Source organism: Hyphobacterium marinum (genome assembly GCF_036330325.1).
In the GTDB taxonomy this organism is placed as follows: domain Bacteria; phylum Pseudomonadota; class Alphaproteobacteria; order Caulobacterales; family Maricaulaceae; genus Hyphobacterium; species Hyphobacterium marinum.
The window spans coordinates 356305-375240 of sequence record NZ_JAZDRO010000002.1; the positions used below are offsets into that span (position 1 = coordinate 356305).

Annotated in this window: 17 protein-coding genes; 9 read left to right on the forward strand and 8 right to left on the reverse strand. The window is 64.7% G+C overall.

Going from position 1 to position 18936, the window contains the following annotated elements; all coding sequences use genetic code 11:
• Positions 1 to 44: 44 nt before the first annotated feature.
• Together V0U35_RS06820 and V0U35_RS06825 are read left to right on the forward strand one after the other, a co-directional pair.
• Positions 45 to 1172 (forward strand): aminotransferase class V-fold PLP-dependent enzyme, encoded by a 1128-nt coding sequence (locus V0U35_RS06820; protein ID WP_330195931.1) that lies wholly within the window; start codon positions 45 to 47, stop codon positions 1170 to 1172.
• Positions 1173 to 2081, forward strand: coding sequence for a DMT family transporter (locus V0U35_RS06825; RefSeq protein ID WP_330195932.1), 909 nt, complete (start codon positions 1173 to 1175; stop codon positions 2079 to 2081).
• Here V0U35_RS06825 and V0U35_RS06830 read toward each other — a convergent pair.
• Both V0U35_RS06830 and thiD read right to left on the reverse strand, forming a co-directional pair.
• Positions 2078 to 3340 (reverse strand): SulP family inorganic anion transporter, encoded by a 1263-nt coding sequence (locus tag V0U35_RS06830; RefSeq protein WP_330195933.1) that lies wholly within the window; start codon positions 3338 to 3340, stop codon positions 2078 to 2080. The genes V0U35_RS06825 and V0U35_RS06830 overlap by 4 nt on opposite strands.
• Positions 3341 to 3433: 93 nt before the next feature.
• On the reverse strand, positions 3434 to 4237 hold the full coding sequence (gene thiD, locus V0U35_RS06835; protein WP_330195934.1) for a bifunctional hydroxymethylpyrimidine kinase/phosphomethylpyrimidine kinase: 804 nt from the start codon (positions 4235 to 4237) through the stop codon (positions 3434 to 3436).
• 318 nt (positions 4238 to 4555) lie between these two features.
• Between thiD and V0U35_RS06840 the strand changes: the two genes are divergently transcribed.
• The 7 genes from V0U35_RS06840 (at position 4556) to V0U35_RS06870 (ending at position 11444) form a co-directional block, all read left to right on the forward strand.
• The gene (locus V0U35_RS06840; protein ID WP_330195935.1) at positions 4556 to 6325 is read left to right on the forward strand and encodes an ABC transporter ATP-binding protein; all 1770 of its coding nucleotides are present in this window, start codon (positions 4556 to 4558) and stop codon (positions 6323 to 6325) included.
• A 238-nt stretch (positions 6326 to 6563) separates the two neighbouring features.
• Positions 6564 to 7310, forward strand: a complete 747-nt coding sequence (locus V0U35_RS06845) for a hypothetical protein (RefSeq protein WP_330195936.1) — start codon at positions 6564 to 6566, stop codon at positions 7308 to 7310.
• Complete coding sequence (locus tag V0U35_RS06850) at positions 7307 to 8044, forward strand: hypothetical protein (RefSeq protein WP_330195937.1); 738 nt, start codon at positions 7307 to 7309, stop codon at positions 8042 to 8044. The genes V0U35_RS06845 and V0U35_RS06850 overlap by 4 nt, the downstream gene beginning before the upstream one ends.
• Complete coding sequence (locus tag V0U35_RS06855) at positions 8041 to 8784, forward strand: hypothetical protein (protein ID WP_330195938.1); 744 nt, start codon at positions 8041 to 8043, stop codon at positions 8782 to 8784. Before V0U35_RS06850 ends, V0U35_RS06855 begins: the two co-directional genes overlap by 4 nt.
• Entirely contained in the window at positions 8781 to 9518 is a 738-nt protein-coding gene (locus V0U35_RS06860; RefSeq protein ID WP_330195939.1) for a hypothetical protein, read from the forward strand. Before V0U35_RS06855 ends, V0U35_RS06860 begins: the two co-directional genes overlap by 4 nt.
• Positions 9519 to 9657: 139 nt before the next feature.
• A complete protein-coding gene (locus tag V0U35_RS06865) occupies positions 9658 to 10596 on the forward strand; it encodes a nucleoside hydrolase (RefSeq protein WP_330195940.1) in 939 nt (312 codons plus the stop codon).
• Positions 10593 to 11444: a ribokinase gene (locus V0U35_RS06870; protein ID WP_330195941.1), complete on the forward strand. Its 852-nt coding sequence runs from the start codon at positions 10593 to 10595 to the stop codon at positions 11442 to 11444. The genes V0U35_RS06865 and V0U35_RS06870 overlap by 4 nt, the downstream gene beginning before the upstream one ends.
• Here V0U35_RS06870 and V0U35_RS06875 read toward each other — a convergent pair.
• The 6 genes from V0U35_RS06875 to pal form a co-directional block, all read right to left on the reverse strand.
• The gene (locus V0U35_RS06875) at positions 11436 to 12668 is read right to left on the reverse strand and encodes a DUF2254 domain-containing protein (protein ID WP_330195942.1); all 1233 of its coding nucleotides are present in this window, start codon (positions 12666 to 12668) and stop codon (positions 11436 to 11438) included. The genes V0U35_RS06870 and V0U35_RS06875 overlap by 9 nt on opposite strands.
• Before the next feature lie 83 nt (positions 12669 to 12751).
• Positions 12752 to 13528 carry a dihydropteroate synthase gene (gene folP, locus V0U35_RS06880; RefSeq protein WP_330195943.1) on the reverse strand — a complete coding sequence of 259 codons (777 nt, stop codon included), beginning with the start codon at positions 13526 to 13528 and terminating at the stop codon, positions 12752 to 12754.
• 421 nt (positions 13529 to 13949) lie between these two features.
• Entirely contained in the window at positions 13950 to 15890 is a 1941-nt protein-coding gene (gene ftsH, locus V0U35_RS06885) for an ATP-dependent zinc metalloprotease FtsH (protein ID WP_330195944.1), read from the reverse strand.
• 74 nt (positions 15891 to 15964) lie between these two features.
• On the reverse strand, positions 15965 to 17320 hold the full coding sequence (gene tilS / locus V0U35_RS06890) for a tRNA lysidine(34) synthetase TilS (RefSeq protein ID WP_330195945.1): 1356 nt from the start codon (positions 17318 to 17320) through the stop codon (positions 15965 to 15967).
• Positions 17311 to 18201, reverse strand: a complete 891-nt coding sequence (gene ybgF / locus V0U35_RS06895) for a tol-pal system protein YbgF (protein WP_330195946.1) — start codon at positions 18199 to 18201, stop codon at positions 17311 to 17313. The genes tilS and ybgF overlap by 10 nt, the downstream gene beginning before the upstream one ends.
• 133 nt (positions 18202 to 18334) lie before the next feature.
• Positions 18335 to 18856: a peptidoglycan-associated lipoprotein Pal gene (gene pal, locus V0U35_RS06900; RefSeq protein ID WP_330195947.1), complete on the reverse strand. Its 522-nt coding sequence runs from the start codon at positions 18854 to 18856 to the stop codon at positions 18335 to 18337.
• Positions 18857 to 18936 lie beyond the last annotated feature (80 nt).

Consider the following 18936-nt stretch of genomic DNA (forward strand, 5'->3'; position numbering starts at 1 on the left):
AATAAATTTGACGCTCGGCCCACACCCGGCCACAAGCCGGGACCATGAGCTTCCGCGACCATTTCGACCTTCCGCGTGATCAGATCTATCTTAATTGCGCCTATATGGGGCCGATGCCGCGCGCTGCGGTCGAGGCCGGATCGGCCAGTTATGACCGCAAGGCGCGCCCCTGGGAATTCAACGTCCAGCGCGACTTTTTCGATCTGCCGGACGCGCTGCGCGTCGAGGCGGCGACGCTGTTTTCCGCGGCCGCCGACGATATCGCACTGGTCCCGGCGGCAAGTTATGGCCTTGCGACGGCGGCGAAGAACCTGAAACCGGAAACGGGGAGCGAAATTCTCGTCCTCGACGGCCAGTTTCCGTCCAATGTCTATGTCTGGCGGGGACTGGCCCGTGAAACCGGTGCATCCGTTCGTACCGTGCGCCGTTCGGCCAATGAAAGCTGGACCGATGCGGTCCTGCCAGCGATCGGACCACAGACCGCCATTCTTGCGCTGCCCGGGGTCCACTGGGCCGATGGCGGTCGGCTGGACCTGGCCGCAATCGGCAAGAAAGGGAGGGCGCATGGTGCCGCGCTGGTCCTCGACCTGACGCAGTCACTGGGGGCTGCGCCTTTCGATCTTGCCGGGATCAAACCTGATTATGCGGTGGCGGCGGCCTATAAATGGCTACTGGGCCCCTATTCGATGGGGTTCCTCTATGTTGCGCCGGAACGGCGTAGCGACACGCCGCTGGAGGAAAACTGGATCGTGCGCGACCGCGCCGAGGACTTCGCCCGTCTCGTCGACTATGCCGATGGTTACGCCCGGGGCGCGCGCAAATTCGACATGGGCGAACGATCCGCCTTCCAGCTCGTTCCCGCGGCACTGGAATCGCTGACATTGCTCAATGGGACTGGCCTTGAGACCATTGCGGCGGGCTGTGCGGAACGGGTCACCGCACTGGAGGCCGCTGTGCAGCCGCTCGGCCTGCATACCGATACGCCGGACCGGGCCGGCCACTATCTCTGCCTGACCCTGCCCGAGGGGGCACCGACGGATCTCGCCGCAAGGCTGGGCCAGCGTAACGTCCATGTCTCGCAGCGCGGTGACCGGCTGCGCGTGACACCGCACCTCTACAATGGGGACACTGACATCGCCGCTTTCGCCGACGCTGTGAAGGCCGAACTCTAGATGAGCACGCCGGGACAAGCCAGACCCGCCGACTGGATCGGCCTTGGCATCATGGCGCTGCTGTGGGGGACGGCCTTTGCCTTCATCGCATTCAGTCTCGACGGGCTTCCGCCAGCTGGCATTACTTTCGTACGGCTGGCTCTGGCGGCCATTCTCCTGACCGTCCACGCATACTGGCGCGGCCATCGCTTGCCCCAGCTGGGTGACCCGCGCTGGCCGTGGTGGATCGCGCTGGGATTTTTCGGCAATGCCCTGCCCTTCTTCCTGATTCCCTGGGCCCAGCAGGAATTGAGTTCCGGCGTCACCGGAATTCTTCTTGCGATCATGCCACTGGCCACGGTCGGGTTGGCGCATTTCTTTGCCAACGAGCCGATGACACGGATGAAGTTCGCCGGATTCGTCACCGGGTTCGGCGGGGTCATCCTGCTGATCGGGCCGTCGGCGCTCGCTGGGTTGGGCGGCCCGGTCTTTCTCGCCAAGCTCGCCGTGCTCGCCTCTGCATTTGCCTATGCCATCAATATGATCCTGGTCCGCCGTGCTCCGGCAACGCCGCCCGCCCTCTCCGCCGCGGGCATGCTGATCACGTCCGCGGTCTGGGCCGCGCCGCTCGGTCTCTGGCAGTTGGTCCATTCCACCGCGGATTTCAGCGCCCTCGCCTGGGGCGCGGTGATCTGGCTCGGTATCGGACCGACAGCCATCGCCTCGGTCTACTACATGCGCCTGATCGGGTCGGCAGGGGCGAGCTTTGCCTCGATGGTGAATTACCTCGTCCCGGTCGTCGCCGTCATCGCCGGGCTGGCACTGGGCGAGACGATTGGCTGGACCTCGCTCGCCGGGCTTGCCGTCATCCTCGCCGGTATCGCCATCGCCCGCCGCGGTCAGCCGCGCCGACCAAAAATCGCTGGCTAACGGCGCGGCGTCCGCCAGCTTGACGGCGGCACGCCACGGCGGCTGAGCCGGATCGCGAGACCGAGCGACACGCCGACGCCGATGGCGACTGTCAGATCGACCAACACTGTCAGGACCAGCGTCAGCACCAGCAGGACGGTGTCAGAGCGGGGACCGGTGACATAGCCGCGCCATTTGTGCGGCTCGCTCATATTCCAGGCCGTCGCCAGCAGGACCGCCGCCATGGCCGGCATTGCGAGATACGCGACGAGCGGTGCGGCCAGTGCCATGACGATGAGTATCACGAGAGCGTGGATCACACCGGCGACCGGCGTCCGGCCGCCCGCCCTGACATTGGTCGCCGTCCGGGCGATCGCTCCCGTTGCGGGCATGCCACCGGCGATCGCGGAGCCGATATTGGCAAAGCCCTGCGCGGCGATCTCGGCCGTGGGCCGGTGCTTCCCGCCAATCATCCTGTCCGCGACCATCGCCGACAGCAGGGATTCCACGCCGGCGAGGAAGGCGATGATGAAGGCTGACGGTAGCAGTTCGACGATGCGCTCCGGTGTCACGGCTGGCCAGCCGGGCAGCGCGAATACGGATGGGATATCACCAAAGCGCGACCCGATGGTTTCGACGGACGGCCCGGCCCACATCGCCAGAAGCGATCCGGCAATAACAGCGACGATCAAGCCCGGAAACGCCGGCCAAAGCCGGCGCAGTCCGAAAATGAGGGCCAGCGTCGTTCCGCCGATTGCCAGGCTGAGGCCGGACAGGGTTTCGCGCGCCGACCAGAGCGCCTCGATCCGGGCAATGAATTCCGCGGGCTGTGAGGCCATGTCGAGCCCCATCAGGTCGCGCAACTGGCTGAACGCGATGACCAGGGCGATACCGAGGGTGAAGCCGTTCACGACCGCTTCCGGGACGAGCGCAATCAGCTTGCCGAGCCGCAGATACCCCGCGATCACCAGAATCACGCCTGCCATGAACGTCGCGAGGACCAGCCCGTCATACCCGTGCTCGGCGATGACGCTGAACACGATAACGATGAAGGCCCCTGTCGGCCCGCCGATCTGGACCCGGCTGCCGCCGAGCAGGGAAATCAGGAAACCCCCGACGATCGCTGTGACCAGGCCTTTCTCGGGCGGGGCACCGGACGCAATCGCGATGGCGAGGCTGAGCGGGATGGCGACCATGGCAACGGTCAGTCCGGCCACGGAATCGCGCAGGAGTTCCGCCAGGGAATAGTCCTGCAAGGTCGTGAGAATCTTCGGCTTCAACGGGCTCCCCGATCCCGAACCAATGGCGCAGACATTAGTCCGCGTTCGCGCTGCGGGGGAGTGTGTCGTCTCGTCACGCCCAGCCTGTTCCGGTCAGCCGCGCCGCAGCACCCAGCCGTGATCGACCGGGCCATGGCCGGACCCAAGGCCCGGCGCATGGAGGATGGCCTCGTGGAGATACTGCCCGGCAGTCTCGACTGCGTCCTGTAGCGCCAGCCCTTTCGCCAGCCCCGTGGCAATGGCCGAGGCGAGCGTGCACCCCGTGCCGTGGGTGCTGGTCGTGTCGAGACGCTTTGACTCGAAGACGAAGACTTCTTTTCCGGTCACCAGCACGTCGCGTACGGTCGGTCCGGACAAATGACCGCCCTTGATCAGCGCCGCCCCTGCCCCGGCATCAAGCAGCGCGCGGCCGGCTTCCACCTGCTCGTCGCAATTAGTGACGGTGAGACCCGTCAGTGTCGCGGCCTCGGGCGCGTTGGGTGTGATGATGGCTGCGCGCGGCAGCAGCCGGGTACGGATCGCCTTGACTGAATCGTCGGCGACCAGCCGGTCGCCCGATGTCGCGATCATCACCGGATCAAGGATGAGCGGAATGTCCGGCCCGGCTTCGGCCAACGCATCCGCAACCGCTTCCACGGTCGCCGCCGTGCCCAGCATGCCGGTCTTGACGGCATCGGCCCCGATATCACTCAGGACCGCGCGGACCTGCGCGCCGATCACGCCTTCCGGAACCGGATGAATGCCCGTGACGCCCCTGGTGTTCTGAACCGTGATGGCGGTGACAGCCGTCATGGCATAGCCGCCGAGCGCCGTAATCGCCTTGATATCGGCCTGGATTCCTGCCCCGCCCCCGGAATCCGATCCGGCAATGGCGAGGACACGCGCCAGTCTGTCCATGCGGATCCCCCCGAAGACCGCTTGGCCGGTGTGGCCTATTTGAGACGCAGACCGGCAGAATAGCCACAATCGGCCATTTCCGGTCTGGACCCTTCCCCGACGACAGGTGTAAGCCCTCCCGGCTCGAAGATCAAAGAGGTGCATTCGACCCATGCTACGACTCTGACCCATGTGAAAGCGGCCAGCTGATCGCTTTCCCCGGCGCGACCCGCGCTCCGTCGATGACGGACTGCCCGCCCCGGCTGCCTTGGCTGAACCCTTCACCCGTCAGATTTTCGCATTCAGCATGAGGCGGGCCGCATACGGCCCGAAGCACCAGTGACCGACTCCCGCGATACCCAAGCGCCGCAACGCGTCCTTTCCAATCTGCGTGTCATCGCCTTCCTGTTCAAACAGTGGCGGCGGCGTCCGTATTTCTTTGCCGCGCTCGTCGGCTTTACCGCTATCGCAACCGCCTTCGACGTGATGGTCCCCATCGCGGCGGGTGCGCTCATCGATGCGCTCAACAGCGAGAACGGCAGCCATTGGGGGGCCTATGCGCTGTTCATCGGGCTGGCTGCCTCGGTCAATCTCTTCCGCCAGATCGCGGTCCGGTTCGAGGTTCGCTTCTCGTCGGCCAACATGGCCGAAATGGTCACCGAAGCCTTCGCCAAGGTGCAGCGCTTCTCGCTCGACTGGCACGCCAACACGTTCGCTGGCTCGGTGGTGCGCAAGGTGACGCGCGGCATGTGGGCCTACGACACGATCACGGCGACGACCTGGTTCGGCCTGATCCCCTCCATCGCGGTGATGACGGGTCTGGGGCTATACATGCTCGCCCGCTGGCCGGTTGTGGGCCTGTTCGCGCTGACCGTGACGGTGATCTTTATCGCCCTGACCATCTGGGCCGCGACCAGCTATATCCGCCCGCAGAATATCCGCTCCAACGCGCTTGATTCCGAACTGGGCGGTGCGGTTGCCGACGCGGTCGGCGGCATCGCCACGGTGAAGAGTTTCGGGGCCGAGCCGCGCGAGGATGATCGCTTCTCCCATCTCGCCTGGCGCTGGCGCGCCGAGGTGAAGAAGACCTGGCTGCGCTTCGTCAATACCTGGCTCATCCAGATCGTTGCCATTCTCGCCCTGCAGGCGGGGCTGACCGGCCTGCTCATCTCGCTGTGGGCTGCCGACCAGGCCAGCCCGGGCGATGTCGTGTTTGCGATCACCGCCTTTCTGATGATGGCCGGCTATATGCGCCGCTTCGGAGAAGAGGTGCAGAACGTCCAGCGCGGTCTCGACGAGATCCAGGACATTGCCGGTTTCGACCGCATGGGCGTACAGATTGCGGACACGAAAGGCGCGCCGGACTTCAAGCCCGGCACCGGCGAGATCGTCTTTGATCGTGTCGGCTTTGCCTATGAGAATGCGGCCAAGCCCATCTATTCGGACTTCGACCTGACAATCGCGCCGGGCGAGAAGGTCGCACTCGTCGGTCCCACCGGCTCAGGCAAGTCGACCTTCGTGAAGCTCGTTCAGCGTCTCTACGATGTGCAGGACGGAGCCGTACGGATCGACGGGCAGGACGTGCGCACCGTGCGCCAGGACAGTCTGCGCCGGGCGATCGCGCTCGTGCCGCAGGACCCGGCGCTCTTCCACCGCTCGATTGCGGAGAACATCGCCTATGGCCGGCCCGGCGCGAGCCTGGCGGACATCCGCGAAGCGGCACGGCTCGCCCACGCAGACGGCTTCATCTCGGCCCTGCCGGACGGGTACGACACCCTCGTCGGCGAGCGCGGTGTGAAGCTGTCGGGCGGCGAGCGTCAGCGCGTCGCCATTGCGCGCGCCATCCTTGCCGATGCGCCGATCCTGATCTTCGATGAAGCCACTTCCAGCCTCGACAACGAGACCGAGCGCGACGTGCAGACCGCGATGGAAGCCGCGACGGCGGGCAAGACGACGCTCGTCATCGCACACCGCCTGTCGACCATCCGCGATGCCGACCGGATTCTCGTCTTCGAGGACGGGCGGATCGTGGAGCAGGGCCGCCATGACGACCTCATCGCCGAGGACGGCGGGCTCTATGCCCGGCTGTCGGCGGTGGCGGCGGGGTAGGCGCCTGGCTGAACAGGCGCGTCTGAACCGCACGGTGTTCACGGGTCTGACGCGCCTTCAGCCGGGCACTTTCCTTCGCCAAATCGTCATCCAACAGAGAGCCGCGCGCCCGGTCCGTGACATCGGCGCGAAAGCAGGCTGAAACTTCGCAGCAGCCTCGCGGGACAGAGGCATTTCCAATCCCTTCCCATTCGCCAGCCAAATTATGCTTAACTTTGTTCCGGGGAGGCCTCGGGACATGATTCTGAGCCGCATATCGAAAGCCATCCGCGAACAGAACTGGTTCGCCGTCGCGATCGAGTTCGTGATCGTGGTCCTCGGTGTGGTGATCGGGTTTCAGATTTCCGCGTGGAATGAGCAACGCGGTGAAGCGTCACGAGAGCAGGCCTATATCGGCTTCCTCATCGAGGATTTTGAGGCTGATCATGCCGAATTCTCCGCGATCCGGCGGACCGCGGAAGGGCGCAATGCCGTTCTGCACCTCGTGCTTACCGAAGCGACAGGGGAGCCCCCCAGTGACCGGTTTGTATCGCCGGAGGGTGAAATCCTGCTCCCCGCGGCAGGCCGGGCGGAGCTGCCCGATGACCTGTCACTGATCTATTCGATCACGTTTCTTCGCACGATCGACGGAAACCGGCACGCCTATACCAGTCTGGTCAGCACGGGCGATAACCGGATCATCGCCGACAGCGCGCTGATCCGCGACATTCAGCGCTTTTACGCGGAAGTCGATGAGTTCCGGGATCTTGAAGCGACAATCCTCAACAATCGCGACAACATGATGAACTCACTACGCGCGCTGGGCATCTCCCGCCAGACACCCATCGAGGTCGGGGCGCTGGCTGCACAAGTGCGCGAGCATCCGGCCCTGCGCGCCCAGATGCAGGATTTCTACCTCTACTCGCTCCGGCAGGGTGAGCGGGTCCGCGAATTTGAAGATCGCAGCGGTGCGCTTGTCACGCGACTCCGCGAGGCCGCGCCATGATCCTCGCCCGCCTCTCCAATGCCATCCGCGAGCAGAACTGGTTCGCCGTCGCGATCGAATTCGTGATCGTCGTGACCGGTGTGATGCTGGCTTTCCAGATCACGGCCTGGAATACCGAACGGCAGGATGCCGCGCGTGTCGATCAGGCGCTGGAACGCCTGCAGCTGGAAGCGGAACAGAATATCCGTGCGCTACGGCAGCGCATGGATGCGAATTCAGCGCGCAATGCCGATCAGGCTGTCATGGTGAGCGTGGCGATGAGTGGCGAACTCCCGGACGAGGACGTGGACCAGTTCGAACGCGCCATCGCCCAGTTGATGTATTTTTCACGTCCGCCGGTTCAGCAAAGCACCTATCACGCGCTGGAACAGTCGGGTGATCTGGCGCTGATCGCCGATCGCGAATTGATCGTCGAAATCAACCGCTATCAGGGCCGGATCGGCTGGGTCGAGAACCAGCATGGCAGTTTCCGCCGCGGCCTGACCACCTTTACCGATACGCTCGACGATTTCATCTTTCACGAACCGACCGGTGACCCGGCCGTCACCCGCGCCCGTGTCGATTTCGACCGGCTCAACGCCGATCCGGCACGGCGCAGTGCGCTCGTCCAGATCGCCCGTATGCATGCGATTTTCGCGCACTATGTGACGCAGCTCGAGGACCATACCGTCCAGTTGTGCCATCGACTCGCCGCAGAGACAGGCCGCGCTTGCGACGAGGGGGCAGAGCCATGATCCTTGCCCGTCTCTCCCGCGCCATACGCGAGCAGAACTGGTTCGCCGTCGCGATCGAATTCGTAATCGTCATCGCCGGTGTTGTAATCGGTTTCCAGATCAGCGCCTGGAATGCCGAACGGCAGGCCGATGAGGCTAGGCAGGCCACACTCGACCGGCTTCACGACGAGGCCGAACAGGCGGTCACGTATCACGCCGACTTCGTCGCGCTGCACCAACGGTTCAATGCCAGGCGCACCGAGGCGATCGAGCGCCTGATCGCGAACGACTGGTCCGACGCGGATCGCGAAGCGATGACTGAAGGGATCACGAGTATCGGTATCCTGCCGGCCTCCAACCCGCCGCGCACCGTTTATGACGAGCTGGTCAGCACCGGCCAGTTTGCCGAGATCGGCTCGCCGGAGCTTCGCAATGCGATCAGCAATTACTATTCGAGGCTGACATTTCTCCAGGGTCAGATCGATTACATGCGCACCGTCTCGTTCGATCCTGTCGACTGGCAGCGCGATGACGTGACGGTCACCTACGAACCGGGCACGGCCCGCGAGCGGCGCTATGAACTCGATTTCGAGTCACTCGCGAACGATCCGGACTTCATCGAGGGCATGCTGGTCGGCAACAACACTCAGCGGGCCCTGACGAACTGGACGGAATCGACCCTGCGTTCGGCCCAGGAAATGTGCGACGCCATCGCCGAAGTGACGGAGCGGCCCTGCACGCCGGGGGAGGAAGCCGAATGATCCTCGCCCGTATCAGTCGTGCCATCCGCGAACAGAACTGGTTCGCCGTTGCGCTGGAATTCATAATCGTTGTCGCTGGCGTCTTGCTGGCTTTTCAGATCACGGCCTGGAATGCCGCGCGTGCCGAGATCGAGCGCGAAGCCGCATATCTTCATCGATTGGAAGCCGAATTGACGGCCATCACCGGTGAACTGGACTCGATGGAAACGGCGATCAATGCCTATTTCAACTGGATAGAGATCTTCTTCGAAGGCGTGGAGACTGCAGACCCCGAAAGGGCGCAGGAAGGTTCCTGGGGCCTCAACGCCATAACGAGTGTCGAGATCGTCAACCTGGAGCCGGCGGCCTTGCGCGAGATGATCAGCGCCGGCGAACTGACCATAATCCGTAATGAGACATTACGAGCCGCGTTGTCCTCGATCCCCCAGATGCACAGCAATTCGCAAGCGTCGCTGGAGCAGATGGCCTCAGACCTGACCCCGATTGCATTCGAGATTTCCGGCCATTTCGAAGCGCGGCTGGACGATGTCAGGGATATTTCACAAGGCGGTTATGGCAATCAGACCATCCAGTTCGATTTCGAGGCGGTATCGCAGAACGAACAACTGCTTCGTCGGATCAACTACGCGGCCCTGCAAAACCGTTTTCAGGCCGCCCATTTCGTCCGGTATCGCACTGAGATCGAGTCCATCAGAGACCAGGTTGCCGCCGAAATCGACGCGAGAGGGTTTTGATGATCCTCGCCCGCCTCTCCCGCGCCATCGAAAGATCCGAGGCGCATTCATTTCGATCGTGCCAGAGGCATTCGCGCTAGGGGCCATGCAGGGCTGAGGCTATCCTGCACCCTGATCCGTTTCGCTGCGCAAGGTGCCGATGCCACTGCCCCCCCGCCCTCTCATAATCGATTGCGATCCCGGCGTGGACGATTGCTTTGCTCTGTTCGCCGCCTGTGCCTCGCCGGAGCTGGACGTACAGGCCGTCTGTACGGTGGCCGGCAATGTCCGGCTCGACACCTGCACCCGTAACGCGCTTGGCGCACTGGCATTGGCAGGGCGGCATGACATCCCGGTCTATCCGGGTAGCGACCGGCCCCTCTCGGTGGCACCGGTCTATGCAGACCACATTCATGGCGAAACGGGGCTTGGCCGGGCCGAATTGCCGCCGCCCCTGCGTCACCCCGAGCCGGTGCATGCAGTCGATCACCTCGTCGGGCTTCTCAAGAATGCGCCCGAGCGCTCGGTGACACTCGCGCCGACGGGACCGTTGACCAATCTCGCTGCTGCGCTGGAGTGCGACCCCGGCATTGCGCGTGGCATCAATGAAGTCGTGCTGATGGGCGGAGCCGACACCGAAGGCGGCAACATCTCGCCCCATGCCGAGTTCAACATCTATGCCGATCCGCATGCCGCGAAAATCGTGTTTGAAAGCGGCCTGCCACTCACCGTCCTAAGCCTCGACGTGACACTGCAATTGCGCTGCACGCCGGAGCGGATGGCGGAGCTTGATGCAGCGGACACGCCCGTGACTCGCGCGGCAAGCGCCATGATCGGGCACGTCAACGCGATCTATGGCGAGATTTACGGCAAGGCGGGCGCGGCGCTCCACGACCCGACCGTGATCCTCTATCTTTTAAGCCCTGACCTGTTCGAGACCCGGACGGTGCGCGCCGAGATCGTATGCGAACCGGAAGACTGGCGCGGGCATACGCGGGTTGTGAACGCCAGCGGCGCGGATGCCAACGCGGTCTGGGTCGATGCGATCGACGCTGAGGCGGGCTTTGCCCTGTTACTGGAAAGGATGAGACGATTATGAGCGCTGTCAGGATCACGGTCGCCGGATCGGTCAATCTCGATCTTGTTGCGCGCTGTCCGTGCCTGCCGCGCGCCGGGGAGACGGTCCTCGGCGGCTCTTTCGCCCAGCATCCCGGTGGCAAAGGGGCCAACCAGGCGCTGGCCGCGCGACGGCTCGGCGCGGACGTTGCACTGATCGCCTGCGTCGGGGCCGATGCCCATGCCGATGCCGCGCTCGCGCTCTTGAAGGCCGACGGCGTCGACCTCACCCGCTGCCGGGCCCTCCCGGACGTACCGACCGGTGTGGCGCTGATCGCGGTCAGCGAGGATGGCGAGAACCAGATCGTTGTCGCGCCCGGAGCGAATGCGCGCCTGCGGCCCGAGGACATTCCGGACCGGATCGAAAGTGCCTTGCTGGCCCAGCTTGAAGTCCCGGTCGAAACTGTCCTGCGCGCCGCTCAGGTGACGACCGGCATGGTCGCGCTCAATCTCGCGCCCGCCCTGCCCGTGCCGGATGAATTACTTTCGCGCGCCGGTCTCGTCATGGTCAACGAGACCGAGGCCGAAACCTATGGCACCGAACGTCTCTTCGCGCCGGGGCGGCTGACCGCGATCACGCTGGGCGCAGCAGGCGCGGAACTCTATCGCGGCAGCAATCGCATCGCCCGATCCGTGCCGCCGCGCGTCGAGGTCGTCGATACGACCGGGGCCGGGGACACGTCGACGGCTGCGCTACTGGTCGCTCTGGAAGAAGGCCGCGAACCCCAAGCCGCGCTCGACTTTGCCTGTGCCGCCGGGGCCCTCGCCGTCACACGCGAAGGTGCGCAAACCGCCCTGCCCCGCCGCGCCGAGGTCGATGCCCTAGGCTGAAGCCGCCGATTTCAGGGCCGCGCGATCAGACTCGCTGGTCAGTGCGGCATTGGACCGTTCCAGCGCGTCGCGCGCCATGTCCTTTGCCAGACCGGTGAAGATGTCCCCGTCTGCCGACGCCAGCATGGCCAAGGTTTTCTGCAGGCGGATTCCCACCTCGACATGCCCGGCTCCGTCGCGGGCGATAGCCCGGAATGCGTCGCGCACCAGGTCCTCTGGGTCCAGCGGTCTGGCGAGCACTCCGTCCAGTGGCGTTTCGGTCTCGCCCCGCGCTGCGGCGGCATAGCCGCAGAACAACCGTCCAATGGCCGCCAGAACCGAGATTGCCGTGCCGGGGTCATTCACGGCCGGCGACAGTGCGCGCGAGGCTATTTCCGAGAGCGCGATCAGGCCGAAGCGAGGATCGGCCTCGAAGGTCCGCCGCTGCGCCGTGACGAAGGTGTCGCGAATTTGATCGGCGAGCTCATCCGCCTTGCCGGTGACATAGGCCAGCGGCCGGCCCGGACCGACATAGCGGCCCGGCTGCGCGTCGATGAAGATCCGGACGTCATAGTCATTGGCCAGTCTCGCCAGCTTCGCAATGTCGATGGATTGCACATAGCCGGGTCGTCCGGCCGGTACCGGGGTGGAGTTCTTCGCGGGCTTCTCGGCCGGCTTCGCCCCCAGGGCGGGACGACGGGCGGCATGGTTGAGTGCTGCGCGCGTGGCGTCCTCGATCGACAGGATCGCCTCTTCAACACCACCAAATCCGGTCAGGCGCTGGATCCAGCTGATGAGCGTTGCGACGACAATCGCGACCAGCAATAGCGACAGGACGAAGAGGATCAGGATTTCCGCGTCGTTGTAGAGATTGGTGGTCAGGCCAATCAGGCCCAGAAGGCTGAACAGGAACGCCCCGACAAAGGTCGAGATTGCACCTTGCGCGGTGCGGTCCTGCGTCATTAGCGGTCGGGCGCGCGGGGTTGCAGCCTGGGCCGCAGCCTGGAAGGCGGAAAACATGGTGGCCAGCGCGAAGATCGCCACGGCCAGCATGGAGGAGGCGAGAATGTTGAGCGTGGTTTCGACGGACTCCAGGTTGACCGTTCCGGCCCAGCTTTCGGGGACCAGACCAGCCAGGACCGGTGTGAACAGGATCGCGGCCAGTGCCGCCAGTGCATAGGCAGCCGGACGAAACCAGATCGATTTGACCACCCGCATCAGGTGGAACACCAGTTGATTGCCCATAGCCTCTCGCCCGTTATCAGCCCCTTTTACGAACGCAGCAGGCGGCCACCCGTTCCCGGGATCAAGGCAATCGTTCTGACTGGTCAGCCCTCGATGGCTAATCGAAGCGCGATCGCCTGCGCCGTTTCGCGGACGTCATGGACCCGCACAATTGCTGCGCCCTGTGCTGCAGCATAAAGCGCAGCATAAATCGAGCCGCCCAGCCGGTTTCCGTCGTCCTGACAAGGGTCTGCAGCGGCTATGAAGCGCTTGCGTGACGCGCCGACGAGAACAGGAAAGCCGTGGCTGGCGAGACGGTTTGTGCCGCGCAGCAAAGCTAGATTGTGATCGAGCGTCTTGCCGAAACCGATGCCGGGATCGAGCGCGATTTTCTCCGGGGCGATGCCAGCGGCGATTGCCGCATCCGCGCGCGACAGGAGACAGGCCTCCACCTCAGCCACGACATCGTCATAGGCCGGGGCGGCCTGCATGGTTCGCGGTTCGCCCTGCATGTGCATCAGGACGACGCCGCACTCCAGTCCGGCCGCCGTTTCGAGGGCTCCGGGTACGCGCAGCGCATTGACGTCATTCCAGATATTGGCCCCTGCGCCGATGGCTGCCCGGGCGACACCGGGTTTCATCGTATCGATGGAGATGGGAATACCGGTCTCGCGCCGTAGCGCCTCGATGACGGGAAGCGTGCGGCGGATCTCTTCGGCCTCGTCGACCGGATCGGCGCCGGGCCGGGTCGACTCACCGCCGATATCGAGCATGTCGGCCCCGTCCGAAACAAGTTTCAGCCCGTGGTCAACCGCGCGCTCGCGATCATTGTACCGTCCTCCATCCGAGAAGGAATCGGGCGTCACATTGAGGATACCCATGATCAGGGGGCGGCCCGCAGGAGGGTGAAAGGCGAAGGTCATGACGTCAGGATGAAGCCCGCGCCCGGCCTTGCGTCAAGGCCCCGACCGGCCTTCGTTTTTTCTTGCCAACGCAACGGTTCAGCGTGATCGTGAGGACTGCGCCCGAGCGCTTTTCTTGTTGCAACCCGCGGGCGCAACAGAAGGAACCTTCCTTGAGAGGGAAGGTCGACGACACCCATGGACAAGAAAAAACCCGCCGCCAAATCCGCTCCCGCCAAGGGCAAGCCCGCCGCTCCCAAGGGCGGTTCGAAGGGGACTGCGGCGACCAAAGGCAAGGTCGCGCCGAAGGGCAAATAGGCCGCACGCCTGACCACAATAGAAGACGGCCGCTCCGGGGCACCGGGGCGGCCGTTTCTGTTCAGGATAGCCAGTTGGCGGATCAGGTGCCTTGCGGAGCTGCTCCACCTTTCTTGGGCCTGGACGCCGGCTTCTTGGTGTCAGCCTCGTCGTCGTCAGTGGTCGGGACGGCGCTCGCCGGCTTGCCCGAAGTGGGCGGCGAATCATCGGTTTCCCGCGTCGGCGGATTGCCTTTTAGGAGCTCGGTGATCTCCTCGCCGGACAGGGTTTCGTATTCCAGGAGCCCCTGGGCCAGCGTCTCCCAGTCCTTTTTCTTCTTCGTCAGGATATCGCGTGCGGTATCGTTGGCCTGGTCGATCAGGCGGCGAACCTCCTCCTCGATGATCCGGGCGGTGGTACCCGAGATCGACTTTGACCGGGTGATCTCCTGGCCGAGGAAGACGTTCTGACCGCTGCCGTCGGAATAGTCGATCGTGCCCAGCTTGTCGGAGAATCCCCACTGCGTGATCATCGCACGCGCCACGCGGGAGGCCTGCTGGATATCGGACGAGGCACCGGAGGTGATCCGCTCCTTGCCGAATTTCAGTTCCTCGGCGACGCGGCCGCCCATGGCAATGGCCAGGAAGGACGTCATCTGGGTGTAGTTTTCCGACAGCTTGTCAGCTTCGGGCAAGCGCATGACCATGCCCAGCGCGCGGCCGCGCGGAATGATCGTCGCCTTGTGGACCGGATCAGCTTCCGGGACATTGATCGAGACGATGGCGTGACCGGCCTCGTGATAGGCGGTCAGTTCCTTTTCCTTCTCGCTCATCACCATGGACCGGCGTTCCGGGCCCATCATGACCTTGTCCTTGGCCTCTTCGAATTCGGACATGCCGACGAGGCGCTTGTTGCGCCGCGCGGCGAGCAGAGCCGCCTCGTTGACCAGGTTGGCGAGGTCCGCACCGGAAAAGCCCGGCGTGCCGCGCGCGATCGTCTTGGGATCGACGTCAGAGGCGATCGGCACTTCGCGCATGTGGACTTTGAGGATTTTTTCCCGGCCGATGATGTCCGGATTGGGCACCACGACCTGGCGGTCGAAGCGGCCCGGGCGCAGCAGCGCCGGGTCAAGCACGTCGGGGCGGTTGGTCGCGGCGATGAGGATAATCCCCTCATTGGCCTCGAACCCGTCCATCTCGACGAGCAGCTGGTTCAGTGTCTGCTCGCGCTCGTCATTGCCGCCGCCGAGGCCGGCACCGCGCGAGCGGCCCACCGCGTCGATCTCGTCGATGAAGATGATGCAGGGCGCGTTCTTCTTGGCCTGTTCGAACATGTCGCGCACGCGGCTGGCACCGACGCCGACGAACATTTCCACGAAATCCGAACCCGAAATGGTGAAGAAGGGCACGTTGGCTTCGCCCGCGACGGCGCGCGCGATCAGCGTTTTACCCGTTCCCGGGGGACCCACGAGCAGCGCGCCTTTGGGGATCTTGCCGCCCAGGCGCTGGAATTTCGACGGATCTTTCAGGAATTCGACGATTTCCTGGAGCTCTTCCTTGGCCTCATCGACACCGGCGACATCGTCAAAGGTGACGCGGCCATGGCGTTCGGTCAGCAGGCGCGCCTTGGACTTGCCAAAGCCCATCGCGCCGCGTCCGCCGCCCTGCATCTGGCGCATGAAGAAAATCCACACCGCGATCAGCAGCAGCATCGGGAACCAGCCGAGCAGAATGCTCCAGATGGAATTGCCCGAGCGCGGGCGGGCCGCGATCTGGACTTCGTTGGCGGTCAGGATGTCCTGCGTGCGCGTGTCGTTCGGCGGCAGGATGGCATAGACTTCCGACCCATCGGACTGGTTCTGACCGACTATACGGTCATCGTGATAGGTCGCGGTATTGATGGAGTCGTTTTCAACGAGATTGATGAAGCTCGAATAGGAAATCTCGCGCGCGGCATTGCCCTGCTGGGGGCCCTGCAAAAGGTTGAACAGGGCCAGGAGCAGCAGGAGCACGATGCCCCAGATCAGGAGATTGCGGATATTCATCGTGTCTCGTCCATCCTCGAAAATCGGGCGTTCTGCGGATCAATATGGGGAGTTATCCCCGCATTTGCGAGCCTCTAACCCGCTTTAACCTGCAGTCCGTCATCAAACCACGCCGGAGCCCGCCCTGAAAAGAGGGAACGCCGCACCGCCACATCCCCGCAATGGGTCATCGTGACCCCCGTGCCGGACACCACGCCCGGGATCGCAAGAACAGTGCCGCCGTCGTGAGCGACGGGCAGCGTCCGGCGGGCCAGCGGCGGAATGGCCGACAGGTCGATTCCGGTCCGATCAACGCTTTCGGGGAGCTGATCCCAGGCACAGACTGAAACCGGCCTGTCTGTCGAGATCTGAAACCGCCGGTCCCAGAACGCCGGCTGGTTCGGCTCCACATTGAGTGGCGGAAAACCGGCCTCACCGGCGCGGCCCAGAACGGCACCGGGATCGCGGATCAGCCACGCCGTCCCGACGGTCTGGTGCAGCACAACCCCGGCTCCGGTGGCGGATCGGCCGGATTTCAATCCAGCGAGCAGAGCCTCCAGCCCTTGCGCGCGATGCGGGCCCGGAGCACCGGTCACCGTTGTAATAGCGGCCTCCAACAGCCGTCGGAGAACCGGGTCTGCTTGCCGGACAAGTGCGTCCGGCTTGAGACAGGCTACGCCCCAATCGGTGACCCTGACGGTGTCCTCGAAGACGCGGGCCGATTCCTCGTCAATTGCCTTACCCAGCGCCCGGCAGGACGCCGCCAGCGTTCGAAGGCTGGAAGGAGAAAAGCCCGAAGCCTCGAGATGCCCCAGCGACTGGCGGATACGTACACGTGTGAAACGCCGATCAGCGTTCGAATTATCCTCGACCCAGCGTTCGCCCTTTTGCGCCAGCCAGTCGCGCAGGGCCTGCCGGCGCGTGTCGAGCAAGGGCCGCAGCACCCGCAAATCTGCCGGCGCGGTGTCGCCGGGAAAGGCGTCATCTTCGCCCATGGCCGCCAGTCCGCGCCATCCGGCCCCGGCCAGCAGGCGCATCCAGACGGTCTCGGCTTGATCATCGGCTGTGTGGGCAAGCAGAAGGGCCGTCGCTCCGGTTTCCAAAGCATGCTTGCCGAAGGCGCGATAGCGGTGCGTGCGAGCCCAGTCCTGCAGGCCTGTACCCTGTCCCTGATAAGGCGGGCAGGTGAGGATGCGGGCCAGACACTGCGCCTTGTTTGCCGCAGCCAGCGCCTGTTCGGCCTCGGCGCGGCTTTCAGCGCGCAGGCCGTGATCGACGATAAGCGCTTCGAGCGTCCGATTACGCTGGCGTGCCCAATCCGATGCGATCAGCATCAGGGCATGGGAATCCCCGCCTCCGGAATAGCCGATCAGGACCGGGCCCGTAGCCGGAACGAGTCGGTCGAGCCGGTCCCGGACGGAACCGGGATTAAAGTGAGGGGTCAGCGGCACCCGGCGCGCAGGGATTCACGGGATGCGCGCGAGCGCGCTTCCGGACCCGCATTGGGGAATTGCCGCCCGAAGCGGGCTAGTGTCTCGCAGGCGTCGTCGGTCCGCCCGAGTGCACCCAGCGACGAGGCCAGCCGGACCATGGCGTCCGGTGCCTTCGCACCCTGCGGCGCGGCGCGCAGCGAGGCGATGTAGGCGTCCGCCGCGTCGGCATAGGCACCATCCACGAAATAGGTTTCACCCAGCCAGTATTGGGCTTCGCCGGTCAGGCTGTCGTCGGGATAGGCCTCGACGAAATTGAGGAAGCCTTCCTGCGCACCGGCATAATCGCCTTCGGCGAGACGCGCCCGCGCGCGGCCAAAGACCTGGTCAGAGGAAATCGCAGGCGCGACATCGGCCCCGGCTGCGGCGCGGGTCGCCCCGAGCGGACGCGTCGCGGCTTCGCGGGCATCGCCATAGGGGTCATCCGGGTCAGAGGTCGCATAGCCGCCGGTGAGGTCCGCCGGGCCGTCGCCGCGGCCGGTCCGGCCGGTCATGGCGCTGTCGGCGTCGCGAGCCGACAGGCTGGCCCCGTCGGACGTGCCCGGCTGCGGCGTGCGGCGCGCGACCTGGCGGGTCAGTTCTTCCAGCGACTGGCGCAGCTGGCGATTCTCGAAATTCAGGCGCTCGACCTCGCCGGTCAGCTCACCCAGTTCACGCTCCAGCGCATCGACACGCGTCAGAAGCCGGTCGGCGACAGGATCGCCGGCCATGAATCGGCTTTCCATCTCGGCGATCCGGGCTTCGGCGGCGTCCAGTCTTTGCGCCATTTCGCGGCGCGACTGGGCGTCGGCGGGTGTGGCGATGAGGAGGATGGCGGACAGGAGGAGGAGCGTGCGTGTCATGGTCGTTTCCCTAGCCGGCGAGCGCGGCAAAAATGCGGCGTGAACGCGCCGCCCTCAAGCAGAAACGCCCGCACGTCGCTGTAACGCGGCGTACGGGCGTTGCCATGGATGCATTCCGTTGGCACGGCCGGCGTCAGCCGACGGCACCATCGGTGATCATCGTGATCGCATTCCGGTTCAGCGACCAGCACTGCTCGTTCGACTGCATGCAGGTCGGCCGTTCCTTGCCGTAGGAGACGGTCCGGATCCGCGACGGCGACACGCCGAGGCTGACCAGATAGTCCCGCGCGGCATTGGCGCGGCGCGCACCGAGCGCGAGGTTGTACTCGCGCGTGCCCCGTTCGTCGGCATTGCCGGCGATCAGGACGCTGACGCCCGGATAGGCGTTCAGCCAGTCGGCCTGACGGCGCAGCGTTTCACGCGCCGGCGACGTCAGTTCGTGACGGGCAAGGTCGAAGAAAACCCGGTCACCGGCGACGGCAACAAAGTGTTCTTCGGAACCCTCGATCGGGCCGCGCGGCGTGGAATCGATGCTGGGCGGCGTCGTGGTTTCAGTGGTCCGCGGAGGCTCGGTGGTCTGAGTTTCCGGCGGCGTCGAGGCACAGGCCGCCGCAAGCGCGGCAAGTCCGGCGACGGCGATAAGACGAATATTCATGCGTGCGTTATCCCTTCCTCCCGCACCCGATTTCGGCATGCGGATAAAGCTCCATGACGCTCATTTGCGGCGTTTTCGAG

Bases quoted from the DNA above. Each gene is read 5' to 3' on its own strand.
- V0U35_RS06820 (WP_330195931.1), top strand. From the start codon at position 45: ATGAGCTTCCGCGACCATTTCGACCTTCCGCGTGATCAGATCTATCTT.
- V0U35_RS06825 (WP_330195932.1), top strand. From the start codon at position 1,173: ATGAGCACGCCGGGACAAGCCAGACCCGCCGACTGGATCGGCCTTGGC.
- thiD (WP_330195934.1), bottom strand. From the start codon at position 4,237: ATGGACAGACTGGCGCGTGTCCTCGCCATTGCCGGATCGGATTCCGGG.
- V0U35_RS06845 (WP_330195936.1), top strand. From the start codon at position 6,564: ATGATTCTGAGCCGCATATCGAAAGCCATCCGCGAACAGAACTGGTTC.
- V0U35_RS06850 (WP_330195937.1), top strand. From the start codon at position 7,307: ATGATCCTCGCCCGCCTCTCCAATGCCATCCGCGAGCAGAACTGGTTC.
- V0U35_RS06855 (WP_330195938.1), top strand. From the start codon at position 8,041: ATGATCCTTGCCCGTCTCTCCCGCGCCATACGCGAGCAGAACTGGTTC.
- V0U35_RS06860 (WP_330195939.1), top strand. From the start codon at position 8,781: ATGATCCTCGCCCGTATCAGTCGTGCCATCCGCGAACAGAACTGGTTC.
- V0U35_RS06865 (WP_330195940.1), top strand. From the start codon at position 9,658: ATGCCACTGCCCCCCCGCCCTCTCATAATCGATTGCGATCCCGGCGTG.
- V0U35_RS06870 (WP_330195941.1), top strand. From the start codon at position 10,593: ATGAGCGCTGTCAGGATCACGGTCGCCGGATCGGTCAATCTCGATCTT.
- V0U35_RS06875 (WP_330195942.1), bottom strand. From the start codon at position 12,668: ATGGGCAATCAACTGGTGTTCCACCTGATGCGGGTGGTCAAATCGATC.
- folP (WP_330195943.1), bottom strand. From the start codon at position 13,528: ATGGGTATCCTCAATGTGACGCCCGATTCCTTCTCGGATGGAGGACGG.
- ftsH (WP_330195944.1), bottom strand. From the start codon at position 15,890: ATGAATATCCGCAATCTCCTGATCTGGGGCATCGTGCTCCTGCTGCTC.
- ybgF (WP_330195946.1), bottom strand. From the start codon at position 18,201: ATGACACGCACGCTCCTCCTCCTGTCCGCCATCCTCCTCATCGCCACA.
- pal (WP_330195947.1), bottom strand. From the start codon at position 18,856: ATGAATATTCGTCTTATCGCCGTCGCCGGACTTGCCGCGCTTGCGGCG.